The sequence below is a fragment of the Microlunatus antarcticus genome, assembly GCF_014193425.1.
GTDB classification, from domain to species: Bacteria; Actinomycetota; Actinomycetes; order Propionibacteriales; family Propionibacteriaceae; genus Microlunatus; species Microlunatus antarcticus.
Genome location: NZ_JACHZG010000001.1, coordinates 1,815,444 through 1,830,232, shown reverse-complemented (window position 1 = coordinate 1,830,232; position 14,789 = coordinate 1,815,444). Strand labels below are relative to the sequence as shown.

13 protein-coding genes are annotated in these 14,789 nt (G+C 73.8%); 12 read left to right on the top strand and 1 reads right to left on the bottom strand.

Annotated features, from left to right (window positions below; all coding sequences use genetic code 11):
* Positions 1 to 122: 122 nt before the first annotated feature.
* From FHX39_RS08425 to FHX39_RS08370, 12 genes are all read left to right on the top strand, one after another.
* Positions 123 to 1,262 carry a zinc-dependent alcohol dehydrogenase gene (locus tag FHX39_RS08425; protein ID WP_183337636.1) on the top strand — a complete coding sequence of 380 codons (1,140 nt, stop codon included), beginning with the start codon at positions 123 to 125 and terminating at the stop codon, positions 1,260 to 1,262.
* 163 nt (positions 1,263 to 1,425) lie between these two features.
* Positions 1,426 to 3,315 (top strand): BCCT family transporter, encoded by a 1,890-nt coding sequence (locus tag FHX39_RS08420; protein ID WP_183337635.1) that lies wholly within the window; start codon positions 1,426 to 1,428, stop codon positions 3,313 to 3,315.
* 46 nt (positions 3,316 to 3,361) lie between these two features.
* Complete coding sequence (locus FHX39_RS08415; RefSeq protein WP_183337634.1) at positions 3,362 to 3,664, top strand: hypothetical protein; 303 nt, start codon at positions 3,362 to 3,364, stop codon at positions 3,662 to 3,664.
* A 136-nt stretch (positions 3,665 to 3,800) separates the two neighbouring features.
* The gene (locus FHX39_RS08410) at positions 3,801 to 4,985 is read left to right on the top strand and encodes a lycopene cyclase family protein (RefSeq protein ID WP_198423307.1); all 1,185 of its coding nucleotides are present in this window, start codon (positions 3,801 to 3,803) and stop codon (positions 4,983 to 4,985) included.
* 1 nt (position 4,986) lies between these two features.
* Complete coding sequence (locus FHX39_RS08405) at positions 4,987 to 5,814, top strand: SDR family NAD(P)-dependent oxidoreductase (RefSeq protein ID WP_183337632.1); 828 nt, start codon at positions 4,987 to 4,989, stop codon at positions 5,812 to 5,814.
* The gene (locus FHX39_RS08400) at positions 5,811 to 6,530 is read left to right on the top strand and encodes an SDR family oxidoreductase (RefSeq protein ID WP_183337631.1); all 720 of its coding nucleotides are present in this window, start codon (positions 5,811 to 5,813) and stop codon (positions 6,528 to 6,530) included. Before FHX39_RS08405 ends, FHX39_RS08400 begins: the two co-directional genes overlap by 4 nt.
* 266 nt (positions 6,531 to 6,796) lie before the next feature.
* Complete coding sequence (locus FHX39_RS08395) at positions 6,797 to 9,127, top strand: FUSC family protein (protein ID WP_183337630.1); 2,331 nt, start codon at positions 6,797 to 6,799, stop codon at positions 9,125 to 9,127.
* A complete protein-coding gene (locus FHX39_RS08390) occupies positions 9,124 to 9,897 on the top strand; it encodes a PIG-L deacetylase family protein (RefSeq protein ID WP_183337629.1) in 774 nt (257 codons plus the stop codon). Before FHX39_RS08395 ends, FHX39_RS08390 begins: the two co-directional genes overlap by 4 nt.
* Before the next feature lie 119 nt (positions 9,898 to 10,016).
* Positions 10,017 to 11,744 carry a CapA family protein gene (locus FHX39_RS08385; protein ID WP_183337628.1) on the top strand — a complete coding sequence of 576 codons (1,728 nt, stop codon included), beginning with the start codon at positions 10,017 to 10,019 and terminating at the stop codon, positions 11,742 to 11,744.
* 26 nt (positions 11,745 to 11,770) lie between these two features.
* The gene (locus FHX39_RS08380; protein ID WP_183337627.1) at positions 11,771 to 12,064 is read left to right on the top strand and encodes a hypothetical protein; all 294 of its coding nucleotides are present in this window, start codon (positions 11,771 to 11,773) and stop codon (positions 12,062 to 12,064) included.
* Positions 12,065 to 12,105: 41 nt separating this feature from the next.
* A complete protein-coding gene (locus FHX39_RS08375; protein WP_183337626.1) occupies positions 12,106 to 12,735 on the top strand; it encodes a hypothetical protein in 630 nt (209 codons plus the stop codon).
* A 179-nt stretch (positions 12,736 to 12,914) separates the two neighbouring features.
* Positions 12,915 to 14,156, top strand: a complete 1,242-nt coding sequence (locus FHX39_RS08370; RefSeq protein WP_198423306.1) for an MFS transporter — start codon at positions 12,915 to 12,917, stop codon at positions 14,154 to 14,156.
* A gap of 12 nt (positions 14,157 to 14,168) precedes the next feature.
* Here FHX39_RS08370 and FHX39_RS08365 read toward each other — a convergent pair whose 3' ends face one another.
* Positions 14,169 to 14,771 carry an HhH-GPD-type base excision DNA repair protein gene (locus tag FHX39_RS08365; protein ID WP_183337625.1) on the bottom strand — a complete coding sequence of 201 codons (603 nt, stop codon included), beginning with the start codon at positions 14,769 to 14,771 and terminating at the stop codon, positions 14,169 to 14,171.
* Positions 14,772 to 14,789: the final 18 nt, after the last annotated feature.

Here is a 14,789-nt window from a genome sequence, read left to right as displayed (position 1 = left end):
GAGAAGACCCCGTGGCCGTTGTGCACAGTTTGTAACAGGTGCACCGAGGGTGCTCGATGCGCAACGCCCGACGTCCTGACCACCCGCCGCGAGGCCGGTCCGGCGGGCCTCTACCTTGAGCCATGGTCCTTGCTGCCACCCTCGTCGGCCCCGGCACCATCGAGGTCCGCGACTACCCGAAGCCCGCCCGCCTCGAGCCGGGGGCCGTGCTGCTGCGCATGATCGCGTCCGGCATCTGTGGCACCGACAAGCACACGTTCCGCGGCGAGAACGTCCAGTACGCCGGCACGGCGATGGAGCGCACCACCCCGTTCCCGATCATCCAGGGCCACGAGAACCTCGGCGTCGTCGACGCGGTCGGCGACGGCGACGTGCGCGCGTACGACGGTGAGCTGCTGCAGGTCGGCGACCGGGTGGTGCCGGCCCCCAACGTGGCCTGCGGCCACTGCCGCAGCTGTCGACGGGGCTTCCCCTACTACCTGTGCCGCAACCTCGAGAACTACGGCAACTCGATCACCTCCGCCGACGCCCCGCACCTGTTCGGGGGCTGGGCCGAGCACCTCTACCTCAAGCCGCGGACGGCCGTGTTCCGCGTGCCGGACGAGCTGGCCTCCGACGTCGCCGTGCTGACCGAGATCTTCGCCGTCACCCACAGCCTCGAGCGCGCGGCGGCGGTCCGGAGCCCCGGCGGCTTCCGTCCCGGCGACACCGTGGCCGTGGTCGGCGTGGGCTCGCTGGGCATGGCCCACCTGGTGAAGGCCGCTCTGATGGGCGCCGGCCGGGTGATCGCCGTCGACCGCTCCGAGAAGCGGCTCGCGCTGGCCCGCCGGCTCGTCGGCGCCGAGACCGTCCTGGCCGCCGGGGACGAGGTCGCCGAGGTCCGCGAGCTCACGGCGGGAGAGGGTGTCGATCTCGTGGTGAACGCGACCGGTTTCCCGGGCTCGTTCGGCACGGCGCTGGGCCTGGTCCGTGACGCCGGGACCATCGTCGAGGTCGGCGCCTTCGTCGACATGGGTCCCGAGGCCTTCAACCCGGCGGTCGTCTGCGGGCGGAGCCTGACGATCATGGGCACCGGCGGCGAGGACCTGGCCGCCTACCCGGGCACGCTCGCGCTGATGGCCCGGCACGCGCACGAGGTGCCGTTCGGCGAGATGATCTCGCACGCGTTCCCCGTCCACGAGGCGGCGACGGCGCTCCTGACGTCGCTGGACGCCGCGAACGCGACCAAGGTGCTGATCTCGGACGAGATCACCCGGCCCTGAACCCGCCCCGCCCGCTGGACATCCGTTTGTGACATTTGGGAACCGAATTCACCGCGACCCTTGACAGCTCCGAGCCGCGCTCGCCAGCCTGTCTCGCATCGTGTCACTCGACATGCAGCATGCGAGACACCAGTTGTGCACGGCACCTGTCCCGGGAGCAGAGATGACCGACCTGAAGCCCAGCCCCACCCCCGTCGACCTCCACGACGTCGACCCACCCGTCACCGGTCCGGCCGAGGAGGCGACCGACCAGACCGCGGACGACCGCTCCCTCCTGGCGCGGATCCGGTCCCACCTGCCCGACAACTTCAAGGCCGAGGCCGAGGGCCGAGGCATCGACTGGGTCGTCTTCGGCGTCGTCGCCCTGCTCGCGGTCGGCTTCGTGCTGTGGGGCTTCCTCGGCACCGACAGCCTGGCGACCGCCTCGACGAACGCGCTCGGGACGCTCATCGGCGCCACCGGCTGGGCCTTCGTCCTGACCGCCTCGCTCTTCGTCGTGTTCGTGCTCTGGCTCGCGCTCGGCAAGTTCGGCAGCATCCCGCTGGGTCAGGACGGCGAGAAGCCGGCCTTCAAGACCTGGTCGTGGATCTCCATGATGTTCGCCGCCGGCATGGGCATCGGCCTCATGTTCTACGGCGTGGCCGAGCCGCTCTACCACTACGTGTCGCCGCCCCCGGGCACCGTCGACGGCCAGACGCCCGCGGCGATCCAGACCGCGATGGCGACGTCGCTCTTCCACTGGACCCTGCACCCGTGGGCCATGTACGCGGTGGTCGGCCTCGCGATGGCGTACGGCACCTACCGGATGGGGCGGCGCCAGCTGCTGAGCGACATCTTCACCCCGCTCTTCGGGCGCAAGGCGGTCGACGGGGCCGGCGGCAAGGTGATCAACATCCTGGCGATCTTCGCGACGCTCTTCGGGTCGGCCGCCTCGCTCGGGCTCGGCGCGATCCAGATCGGCGGCGGCCTCGAGGCCAACGGCGTGATCTCGGCCCCGAGTCGGGCCGTCTACGTCGTGATCATCGCGATCCTGACGGTGTGCTTCGTCGCGTCGGCCGTGTCCGGCATCGAGCGCGGCATCCAGTGGCTGTCCAACACGAACATGGTGCTCGCGATCCTGCTGGCGCTGCTCGTCTTCGTCGTCGGCCCGACGATCTTCATCCTCAACATGATCCCGTCCGCCCTCGGCGACTACATCCGCGACCTCCCGGACATGTCCGCGCGCACGGCGGCCACCGGGGACGCCGAGACGACGGCGTGGCTGGCCAGCTGGACGATCTTCTACTGGGCCTGGTGGGTCAGCTGGACGCCCTTCGTCGGCATGTTCATCGCCCGCATCAGCCGCGGCCGCACGATCCGCCAGTTCGTCACCGGCGTGCTGCTGGTCCCCAGCGTCGTGTCGCTGCTGTGGTTCGCGATCTTCGGCGGCGCGGCCATCGGCCTGCAGGAGCAGGCGACCGCGGCCGGCGGGTCCACGTCCATGGTCACGACGGTCGACGGGGCGCCGAGCGTCTCCTTCGACGGCGCGCTCTACAACCTCATCGACACCCTCGGCATGTCTCCCGTGCTCACGACGGTCGCGATCGTCCTGGTCATGGTCCTCGTCGGGATCTTCTTCGTCACCGGCGCCGACTCGGCGTCGATCATCATGGGCTCGATCTCGTCCTACGGCGTCGAGGAGCCGCGCAAGCCGCTGATCGTGTTCTGGGGCGTCCTGATGGGCTGCGTCGCCGCGGTCATGCTCGTCGCCGGCGGGGACGACCCGACGGAGGCGTTGTCCGGGCTGCAGCGGATCACGATCATCTCGGCCGTGCCGTTCATCCTCGTGATGGTGCTGATGTGCGTCGCCCTGACCAAGGACCTCTACCGCGACCCGATCACGCTGCGCAAGCGTCTGACCGAGTCGGTCGTGGAACGTTCCGTCCGGGTCGCGGTCGACCAGCACCAGGGCGAGACGTTCGACATGGTCACGCTGCCGACCGAGAGCACGCCGGAGGCGGCCTCGGCGTCTCCCGGGGAGTACGCGCGAGTGCGCTCGGGCCACCCGCAGTAGGCGCGGGGGGCCGTCGACACCGGGCGGCGTGGCTAGCATCAGGGGCGTGGCGGACGCGTACATCCGGCCGGGTGAGCCGGCGGCGTCGGCCGAGACCCTCGCCCTGCTGTCGGATCAAGAGGTGTTGGTCGACCTCACCGAGAGCGAGGTGACGGCCAGGCAGGGCCTCTTCTACACGCTGGCCGAGGCGTGGGACGGCACCCACGCCTACTCGCTGGAGGAGTCGGAGCGCCGACTGATCGCTCGGATGGGACGTCCGGCGTACGACGCGGCACGTGCCGCGGTCCGCGCCGAGCTTCTGGCCTCGCCCCATGCCGCCGTCCGTGAACGGGCCGCCGAGTACGCGTGAGCTGCTCGGTCGAGCTCGGCCTGCCGCCCGGCGCTCGCTGAACCGGCCGGCGCGGACCTGATCGGGCCGAGACGCCCACCCTCCACCTACGCTGACCGCGCCCGGAGGCCTACCCCGGGGGATGCGAGGGTCAGCCGTGGGGCGTGAGCACACGCAGGTCGCCGTGCTCGGGCTCGGGCCCGCAGGCCGGGCGGCGGCGAGCCGTCTCGCCGCGGCCGGGGTCCACGTCGTGGCTGTCGACCCCTCCCCCGACCGGCGCTGGACCCCGACGTACGCCGCCTGGGAGGACGAGCTGCCGGGGTGGCTGGCGCCCGAGGCCGTCGCGACCCGGACGGAGCACGCCCGCGCCTGGGCGGTCGGGGAGCACCGGCTGGACCGCACCTACGTCGTGCTCGACACCCCCGCGCTCCAGCGGTCCCTCGACCTGCAGGGCGTCCGGGTCGTCGCCGGCACCGTCGTCGACGCGGACGCCCACCGGGTCGACCTCGCCGACGGCACGCGGCTGGACGCCGACCTCGTCCTCGACGCCCGCGGCACGCGACCTTCACCCGACCGGGCGGCGCAGACCGCGTACGGGCTGGTCGTGGAGAACGACCGAGCGGCGGCGGCCGGAGGTCCCTGGTTCATGGACTGGCGGCGCGACCACGGGGCCGGGCCGGACGCGGTGCCGTCCTTCCTCTACGCCGTCCCGCTCGACGCGGAGCACACGCTGCTCGAGGAGACCTGCCTGGTCGGACGCCCCGCGCTCGGGCTGGACGAGCTCCGCCGTCGGCTCGAGCGCCGCCTCGCCGCCCGCGGGGTCGAGCTGAGGGGCGACGAGCCCGTGGAACGCGTCCGGTTCAGCGTCGAGGCCGACCCGGGCACGTCCCGCGGCACCCGCCGCACCGCGGCCGACCGGCCGGTCGCCCTCGGGGCCCGGGCGGGGGTCATGCACCCGGCGACCGGCTACAGCGTGGCCGTGTCGCTTCGGCTGGCCGAGGACGTCGCCCGCGCCGCCGCCGGTGGGCGTGACGTGCGGCAGGTCGTCTGGCCGGCGCCCGCGCGGCGGGTCCAGCAGCTGCGCGAGATGGGCCTGACCACCCTGCTGAGGCTGCCGGCCGCCGGGGTCGAGCGGTTCTTCGCCGCCTTCTTCGCGCTCCCGCCCGCCCGCCAGCGCGCCTACCTGTCCGACCGGACCGACCCGCGGGGCACGATGGCGGCGATGCTGCGGATGGCGCGGACGCTGCCGCCGGCCCTCACCGTGGTCGCGGTCGGGTCGGCCCTGCCACGATGGCCTCGCGCGTCGGGACGCTCCGGGCGCCTGCACGGCGAAGGAGCCTGAGATGGAGCTGGACCTGACGGGACGCGTGGTGCTGGTCACCGGCGCGGGACGCGGCATCGGGCGGGTGATCGCCGAGACGTTCCTCCGCGAACGTTCCGTCGTCGTCGGCGTGGACCTGCGCGCCGACGACCTGGGCTGGCTGGACGCGGCGCGTTCCGCGGCCGGGCTCGAGGGCGCGTCCCTCCCCGCCGACGTCACGGACGGCGACGCGACGCGGGCGCTCGTGGCGGAGGTCGTGGCCCGGTTCGGACGGGTCGACGTGCTGGTCAACAACGCGGGCATCAACGTCGAGGGCCGGATCGAGGACCTGACCGACGACGCCTGGGACCGCTGCTTCGCCGTGAACGTGGGCGGGGTGTTCAAGATGTGCCGCGCGGTGGTGCCCGCGATGAAGGCGCAGCGCTCGGGACGGATCGTCAACGCCGCCTCGTTCGCGGCCATCGTGCCCAGCGTCGGCTCGGGCGCGTACGCGGCGTCCAAGGCCGCCGTCGTCCAGCTCACCCGGACGCTCGCCGGCGAGCTCGGCCCGTGGGGCGTCACCGCCAACGCGTACGCGCCGGGCATGATCCCGACGGCCATGAACGGCTTCGCGACGATGCCGCAGCCCGCGCAGGACCGGCTGCTCGACACGCTGACGCTGCGGAGGTGGGGCGACCCGCAGGAGGTGGCCGACGCGGTCGTGTTCCTGGCCAGTGACGCCGCGCGCTACGTGACCGGCACGCTGCTCGACGTCAGCGGGGGCAAGCTCGCCACGCAGCTGCCGCAGAAGGCGTACGAGCTGGCCGCCGCCGACGCGGCGTCCGACACCGAGCAGGGAGGCCCGGCGTGAGCGGCCGCGTGCTCTGGGTCACCGGCGCCGGGAGCGGCATGGGCCGAGCCGCCGCCGTCGCGGCCGCACAGGGTGGCCGCCGCGTCGCGCTGAGCGGACGTCGCGAGGACGCCCTCGCGGAGACGGCGGCGCTGGTCGAGCAGGCCGGCGGGGAGTCGTTCGTGGTGCCGCTCGAGGTCGGCGACCCGTCCGCGGTCGCCGGGGCGCACGCCGGGATCACCGACCGCTGGGGCCGGGTCGACGACCTCGTCCTCGCCGCCGGCCTCAACAGTCCGCAGCGGACCTGGGCCGACCAGTCGGTGACCGGCTTCGCCGACGTCGTCACCACGAACCTCTCCGGCGTGGTCAACGTCGTCGACGCCGCGCTGCCCGACCTGCGCGAGGCCGGTGGGCAGGTGGTCGTGGTGTCGTCGTACGCGGGCTGGCGCTTCTCCCCCGGCGCCGGCGTCGCCTACTCGGCCAGCAAGACCGCGCTCACCGCCGTGTGCCAGACGCTCAACGCGCAGGAGGCCTCGTACGGCGTCCGCGCCTGCCACCTCTGCCCGGGCGACGTGGACACCGACTTCCTGCGGATGCGGCCGCAGGTCCCGGGGGCCGAAGCCCGCGCGGTGATGCTCACCGCCGACGACGTCGCGCGCGCGGTCCTGTTCGTCCTCGACTCCCCCGCCCACGTCCGCATCGACGAGCTGGTGATCAGCCCGGTCTCGCAGACCTGACCCATCTGCGGGGATCGCCGCCTCCGGCCGGCACACCCTGCTCTCCGCGGCACACCCTCCTCGCGGCGGCACACCCTGCAGGGTGTGCCGTTGTTAGCTTGGGATGCCGGAGCAAGCAGGGTGTGCCGTCATGAGCCAGGGGTACCGAAACAAGCAGGGCGTGCCGGCTTGGGCAGGATGTGCCGGCCGGAGCCGCACAGCTCGGTGCCAGAGCGGGGCGACCGAACCTCTGTCCTCGCACCTGGCGCGCCGCTAGGTTGCTGATCATGAGCCCGCTGTCCTGGCTGCGCCGGCACGACCCGGGTCTGCGCGCGCTGCGGCGGGCCGGGCGGGTGGCGATCGTCATGCCGCTGCTCTTCGCCTTCGGCGCCCGCGTCCTGCAGAACGCCGACGTCGCGACCTTCGCCGCGTTCGGGTCGTTCGCCCTGCTCCTGCTGGTCGACCTGAACGGCTCCCGCGCGGAACGCGTCCAGGGCGTCGCCTGGCTGGCCGTGCTCGGCGCCCTGCTCGTGGCTCTCGCCACGGTCGTGTCGCGCCAGCCGGTGCTGGCGGCGGTGACGATGGCCGTCGTCGGCTTCGCGGTCCTCTTCGTCGGCGTGGTCAGCTCCGAGCTGGCGGGAGCCTCGACCGCCCTGCTGCTCGCCTTCGTCCTGCCGGTGGCCACGCCGGCGCCGCTGGGCGCGATCCCGGACCGGATGGCCGGCTGGCTCCTGGCCTCGGCCGTGGCGGCCTTCGCCGTCGCCTTCTGGTGGCCGGCGCCGCCGCGGAGCCCCCTGCGCGCGCCCTCCGCCCGGACCTGCCGGCTCCTCGCCGAACGTCTCGTCGCCGACCGTCGCGTCGCCCACGGCGAGCTGGGCCCGGCGGAGCGCGACGCGGTGACGCACCGGCTGACGACCGCGTACGGCGAGCTGCGGGACGCGTTCTACGCCACCACCAACCGCCCGACCGACCTCGGCACCTCGTCGCGGATCCTGGTCCGGCTGGTCGACGAGCTCGGCTGGCTGCTGACGGTGCTGCAGCAGCCGCCGGCGGTGGCGCCCGGTCACCGGGTCGACGACCGCGTCCTGGCCGTGAAGACCGCGGCGGCCGGCGCCCTCGCGGTGGCGGCGGACGAGCTCGACGTGATGAGCCGGGGGGCGGCCCGGGCCGAGCTCGACGCCGGGGAGGACCGGCTGCAGACCGCGATCGCCGCGCTGGTCGCGGCCGTCGACGCCCTCGAGACCGGCGCCGAGCGGCTCCCCCTCGGCGGTCCGGGCGCGTCCCACGACCTCGACGCGGGCCTGGTCGACGCGCTCGAGCCGACGTTCCGCGCGCAGGAGATCGGCTTCGCGGTGCTGGAGGTCGTCCGGAACGTGGAGCGCGCGCTCCAGGCCGAACGGCGTCCGTGGCTGCGCCGACTGCTCGGGCGCGATCCGGGCGGGACCGGCGGTGCCTTCGCCACGGCGGTCGACCGCGCCCGGACCCACCTCGACCGCCACTCGGTCTGGCTGCACAACAGCCTGCGCGGCGGACTTGCGCTGGGCGCCGCCGTCCTCGTCGCCGACCTCAGCGGCGTGCAGCACTCCTTCTGGGTGGTGCTCGGCACGCTCTCGGTGCTGCGCTCGAACGCCCTGAGCACCGGGCAGACGGCCCTGCGCGGGGTGCTCGGGACGGTCGTCGGCATCGTCGTGGGCGGGCTGGTCGTCACGCTCGTCGGGACGAACCAGGCGGTGCTCTGGATCCTGCTGCCGATCTCGATCCTCGTCGCCGGGCTCGCGCCGGCCGCGATCTCGTTCGCCGCGGGGCAGGCGGCCTTCACGCTGACGCTGACGATCTTCTTCAACATCATCCAACCGGTCGGCTACCGCATCGGCCTCGTACGCATCGAGGACATCGCGATCGGCTGCGCGGTGAGCCTGGTCTTCGGGGTCCTCTTCTGGCCGCGCGGCGCGGCCTCGGCGCTGGGCCGGGCGCTCGGGGAGGCGTACGAGACGACGGGCGACTACCTCGCCCGGGCCGTCCGCTACGGCGTCCACCGCTGCGAGCGCGGGGTGCCGTCGCTGCCCCGACCCGTGCCCGAGTCCACGCGGGCCGCGGCCGCCTCGCGCCGGTTGGACGACGCGTTCCGGGAGTACCTCGCCGAGCGCGGCCGCAAGCAGTCCGACCTCGCCACCGTCACCGCCCTGGTCACCGGTGTCGTCGCCCCGCGGCTGGCCGCCGACGCCGTGCTCGCGCTCTGGGAGCGGGAGGACGGAACGCTGGGCGGCGACCGTTCCGCGGCGGGCCGCGAGCTCGGTCACGACGCCGACGTGGTCGCGCGCTGGTACGCCCGCCTCGGCCAGGCACTCTCCGGTGCGGCCCCGCCGCCGCCCCCGGCCCGTCGGGACGCGGCCTCCGACGCGCGCCTCGTCGAGGCCGTGCGGCGCGACCTCGCGGTCGACACCGCCATGCCCAGCCCGACCGCCGTCCGGATGATCTGGACCGGCGACCACCTCGACGCCCTGCGCCGCCTGCAGCCCGCCCTCCTGGGTCCGGCCACGGACCTCGCCCGGCAGTCCGAACCACGGCTGCACGGGTGGCTCCCGGCCCCCGAGGGACGACCTAGGGTGAGCGCGTGACCGACCAGGCAGGCCCCGCGACACCTCCCGACCCCCTCGCGTGGGCCGAGCCCCTCCCCGACGGCGAGGTGGAGCGCGCCCTGGTGGTGGCGGCCCACCCCGACGACGCCGACTTCGGCGCGGCCGGGACGGTGGCCGGCTGGGTCGACGCCGGCATCGAGGTGACCCTCCTCGTCTGCACACGCGGCGACCAGGGCGGCTTCGACGACACCCCGCGCTCGGAGATGCCGCTGCTGCGCGAGCGGGAGCAGCGCGCCGCCTCCGCCGCCGTCGGCGTGACCGACGTCCGCTTCCTCGACGGCTTCCACGACGGCTGGCTGGAGCCGACCTGGGAGCTCCAGCACCAGATCGTCCGCGTCCTCCGCCAGGTCCGCCCCCGCCGGGTGCTGTGCCAGTCGCCGCAGCGCATGCTGCAGCGGCTGCAGGCGTCGCACCCCGACCACCTGGCCGCCGGCGAGGCGACGGTGCGCGCGGTCTACCCCGCGTCGGAGAACCCCTTCGCCTGGCCCGAGCTCCTCGACGAGGGCCTCGAGCCGTGGAAGGTCGTCGAGCTGTGGCTGATGGCCCACCCGGAGAGCTCGCACGTCGTCGACGTCACCGACCGCTTCGACCGCAAGGTCGCCGCGCTGAAGGCGCACACGTCGCAGACCGGGCACCTCGGCGACGGGCTGGAGCAGATGCTGCGCGGCTGGAACGAGGGCAACGCCCTTCGGGCCGGACTCGCACCGGGCCGGCAGGCCGAGACGTTCGCGGTGTCGCGGATCAACTGAGCGTGCGCATCCCTCCACCCGGACCCTGCTGAACCTTTTGCAGGTCCGGCGCGTTGTCGTGTCAGACACGGGGAACGAGGGGCCAGATGCTGCGTGCGACCAGGCGACGACCAGGGCTGGTGCCCGGCCTCGCGGTGGTGCTGGCGCTCGCCGGCTGCACACCCGACGTCGAGCCGCCACGCGACGAGACGTCCACCTCGACCAGCCCTTCCCCTTCGGCCCCGCCCACGCCGCGGGAGAGCGCCGCCGCGGCCCCGGGTTCCGGCCGGTCTGTGACCCTGGCGTTCGCCGGCGACGTCCACTTCGAGGGTGGCGTCGCCTCGCTCCTCGACGACCCGGACGCAACCCTCGGACCGCTGGGTGACGCCTTGGCGTCCGCCGACATCGGGGTGGTCAACCTCGAGAGCTCGCTGACGACCGGCGGCACGCCGGCTGACAAGGAGCTCGAGGACGCCGACAACCGCTACTGGTTCCGGAGCCCGCCGGCGGCGCTGGAGCTCCTGGACCGTTCCGGGGTCGACGTGGTGTCGATGGCCAACAACCACGGCGCCGACTACGGAGCCGCGGGTCTGCGGGACAGCCTCGAGGCCGCCGAGGACGCCGACGTCGACGTGATCGGCATCGGCGACGGGCGCGACCAGGCGTTCCGTCCCTCGGTGACCAAGGTCGGCGGCACCGACGTCGCCGTCCTGGCCGCGGACGCGTCGACGCTCGAGAGCGAGGCGTCGATCTGGGACGTCGGCCGGAGCGGTCCGGGGATCGCACGGGCCGGCAGCCGGCTGGTGACGGCGGTCAAGCAGGCCGCGAAGGCGAACGACGTCGTCGCCGTCTACCTCCACTGGGGTCGCGAGAACGTCGGGTGCCCGACCGCCGGTCAGCTCGACCTCGCGTCGGACCTGGCCGCCGCCGGCGCCGACGTGGTGGTCGGTGCGCACGCCCACCAGCCCCAGGGCGCCGGCCTCCTCGGCGACACCTACGTCAGCTACGGGCTCGGCAACTTCCTCTGGTACCACGGCAACCAGGCCGACACCGGGGTGCTCCGCGTGACGCTGCGCGACGGGGCCGTGGTCGACGACGCCTGGGTCCCGGGCGAGATCCCCGAGGAGGGCGGCCAGCCGCGTGCGCTGAGCGGGAGCGACCGGACCGACGCGGTGAAGGACTGGGAGGACCTGCGCGGGTGCACGAACCTCGCGCCCGTGCTGGCGCAGCCGAAGGCGCCTGCGGCGGACGACGCGGACGCGGACGACGCGAAGGCGGCGCTGCCCGCGTACGCGTCCTCGGTCCGCCGCCTGCCGGCCGCGCTGCGCGACCGGATGGACGACAGCAGCCACACCTCGTCGCGCTGCCCCGTCGACCTCGCGGACCTGCGGCTGCTCCTGCTGACCTACGTCGGCTACGACGGCAAGGCGCACGGCGGCCAGCTCGTCGTCCACTCCGACCACGCCAGCGACGTGGTGGCCGTGTTCCGTGAGCTCTACCGCGAACGGTTCCCGATCCGTCGCATGCAGCTCGTGGACGACTACGCCGGCGACGACGACCGGTCGATGGCCGCGAACAACACCTCGGCCTTCAACTGCCGCAACGTGGCCGGGCAGAGCTCGTTCTCCGCCCACGCGTACGGGGCCGCCGTCGACCTCAACCCGGTCGAGAACCCGTACGTGACGCCCGGCGACGTCGCGCCGGACGCCGGGCGGGAGTTCGTCGAGATCGACCGTTCCGCCGGGGCCGACGCCCCTCGCGGCGCGATCGTGGCCGACGACGTCGTCGTCCGGGCCTTCGCGCGTGTCGTCTGGTCGTGGGGCGGCACGTGGAACGACCCCGACTTCCAGCACTTCTTCGTCGCCTGACCCCACCGGTTCTCTAGCGTGGGTGCATGACCTCCGACGAGTTCCCGCTCTACGGCGACCAGGCGGCCGCCGAGCCGCGCGCCGGCCACGAGCCGCTGGCCGGCCACGCCGCACCGCCCTGCCCGAACTGCGGCTCGAACGAGTTCCAGGACGGCTTCGTCGAGGGCACGTCCGACTCGCTCGTCCGCTACTACGCCAGCCAGCGCGAGTCCGGCTTCTTCGGGGTGAAGCGCTTCGGCCTCGAGCGCCGCGCGGTCATCGCCCGCCGCTGCCTCCGCTGCGACCGGCTCGACCTCTTCGCCGGCGAGGTGACGACGTGACGGCCCCGGCCCGCCCGACCGTCGGCGGATAGTTTCGCCCGATGGCGAGCAAGCATCCGAAGGGCTGGGACCAGAAGTACACCGACCCCGACCTGCGCGGCCGGCTGAAGGACGAGGTCCAGGCCGACGACAAGGGCGGCAAGCCCGGGCAGTGGAGCGCGCGCAAGGCGCAGCTGCTGAAGGCCGCGTACGAGCGCGAGGGCGGCGGCTACCTCGGCGAGAAGGACGAGACCCAGCAGCACCTGTCGCAGTGGAGCGGCGAGGACTGGCAGACGTCCGACGGCAGCGCCGACGCCTCGACCGGGTCGAGCCGGGAGAAGGGCGGCGCGTCGAAGCGCTACCTGCCCAAGGCCGCCTGGGACGAGCTGTCGGACGCCGAGAAGCGGGAGACCGACGCGGCCAAGGCGGCGGGCAGCGCGGCGGGCGAGCAGTTCGTGGACAACCCCGAGGCGGCGAAGCAGGCCGGGCAGCACGCACGCGAGCACGACGACCCCGGCCTCCCCGGCTACGCCGACCTCGACGCCAAGGAGGCGGTCAAGGCCGTCGGGCAGGTCGACGACCTCGCTCTCCTCGACACCGTCGCCGCGTACGAGCGGGCCCACGCCCACCGCAAGACCGTGCTCGAGCGCGTGGACCGCGTCCGCGACCGTCTCCGCGCCAACGCTCCCTGAGCCTGTCGAAGGGCCGCCCGACGAACGCTCCCTGAGCCTGTCGAAGGGCCTCGAAGAGGTCGGCATCTCCTCCCGCCACGCCGGAATTTCGAAGTAGAAGTCTTCGTTGACGAACTTCGGTATTCGAAAGCAGGAGGTGGGACGTGCGGGGCAGTCGGTGGGTCGTCGGGGCATCAGCGGTGGCGATGCTGGGATGGGGCACGGTGCTGCCCTACCAGTACGCGTACGCGTCGGGCACCCGCGGCTGGGGCGGCGGGGTGGCGGCCGTCGCGGCCAGCCTGTTCTCGGTCGCCGCGCTGGTCGCCGGCCCGGTCGGCGGGCGGCTGGCCGACCGCTTCTCCCCCGTGCTCGTCGCCGTCGTCACCAAGCTCGCGGCCGCGCTGGCCGCCGGCGCGCTCGTCCTGGCCGACACGCCCACGACGTTCATCGCCGGCATGGCCGCCTTCGGCTTCGCGCTCGCGGCCGGCGGCCCGGCCCAGTCGGTCCTGCTGCTGGAGCGCAGCGCCAGCACGGACCGGCGGACGACCTTCGCCTGGCTCGCCGCCGGTCAGGCGCTCGGGATGGGAGTCGGCGCCTTCGCCGCCGGCTACCTCGTCGACCTCGCGCGGGCCGACGGGCTCGACGTCGCCTTCCTCGCGGCCGGGGCCGGGTTCCTGATCTCGGCCGGCATGCTCGCCACGCTGCCGCGCGGACCGCTGACCCACCCGTCCGGCTCTCCGGTGGACCACGGTCGTGGCCAGGCGACCGAGGCGCTGCGCCTGGTCCTGCGCCAGCCCGCGCTGCGCTGGACGGCCGTGCTGACCGTCGCCCTCGCGCTCGCCTTCTACGCCCAGTTCGACACAGGGCTGCCGGCGTACGCGCTGACGATCCTGGACGTGCCCGCGCGGACCGTCGGGCTCGCCGCCGCGGTCAACTGCTTCGTGCTGATCCTGCTCCAGCTCGCCGTCGTGCGCTGGACCGCGAACCGTCCCGCCGCACCCCTGCTGATGGCCGTCGGCGCGATCTGGCTCGCCTGCTGGGTCGGCCTGGGTGCCGTCGCCTCGTTCCCGGCGCTCGCACCCGTCGTGCTCGTCAGCACCTTCGGCGTCTTCGCGCTCGGCGAGACGATGTACGGCCCCGTGCTCAACCCGCTCGTGGCCAGCCTCGCACCCGAGGGCCACGTCGGTTCGACGCTCGGGCTGTTCACGGGGCTGCAGACCGGCGTCTCCGCCCTCGGGCCGCTGGTCGCCGGCGTCGTCCTGAGCGGTGGCCACGGGCGCGAGTTCGTCGCGCTGCACGTGCTGATCAGCGCGGTCGCGATCGCGGCCGCCTGGCGGCTGCAGCGGCACCTGGCCGGACGACGGAGTGTCGTCGACCCGAAGGCCGACGAGCTGACCGACGAGTCCCTGCAGACCGTGGTCCCGGGGGCCGGCGCCGTCTGACGCCGGTAGGTTCTAGCCGGCCTTCGCCTTGGCCGCCGCCTTCGCCTGCTTCTTGAAGGCCCGCACCTTCTGCAGCGACTCCGCGTCGACCACGTCGGCGACCGAGCGGAACTCCCCCTGGTTCCCGTACGCCCCGGCGGCCTCGCGCCACCCGTCGGGCCGTACGCCCCACCGCTTGCCGAGCAGCGCGACCATGATCGACGCCTTCTGGTCGCCGAAGCCGGGCAGCGCCGCGATCGCCTCCTTGAGCGCGACGCCGTCGGGCGCGGACGCCCACAGGTGGACGGCGTCGCCGTCGTGCTCCTCGACCAGGCGCCGCGCGACCTCGTGGACCCGCTTGCCCATCGAGCCGGGGAAGCGGTGCACCGCGGGCTTCTCGGCGCAGACCGCGACGAAGTCGTCGACCTCGAGCGCGGCGATCGCCGGGACGTCGAACGTCCCGCCCATGCGCGTGGCGATCACGTGCGGCCCCGCGAACGCCTTCTCCATCGGCACCTGCTGGTCCAGCGTCATGCCGATCAGCAGCGCGTTCCCGCTGGTGGTCAGCAGGTGATCAGCATCATGATCACCAGTGATCCACAGCTCGTGCGGGGCCCGGTCGTGCGTTGCGCTCATCCCGCCATCCTGCCCGTG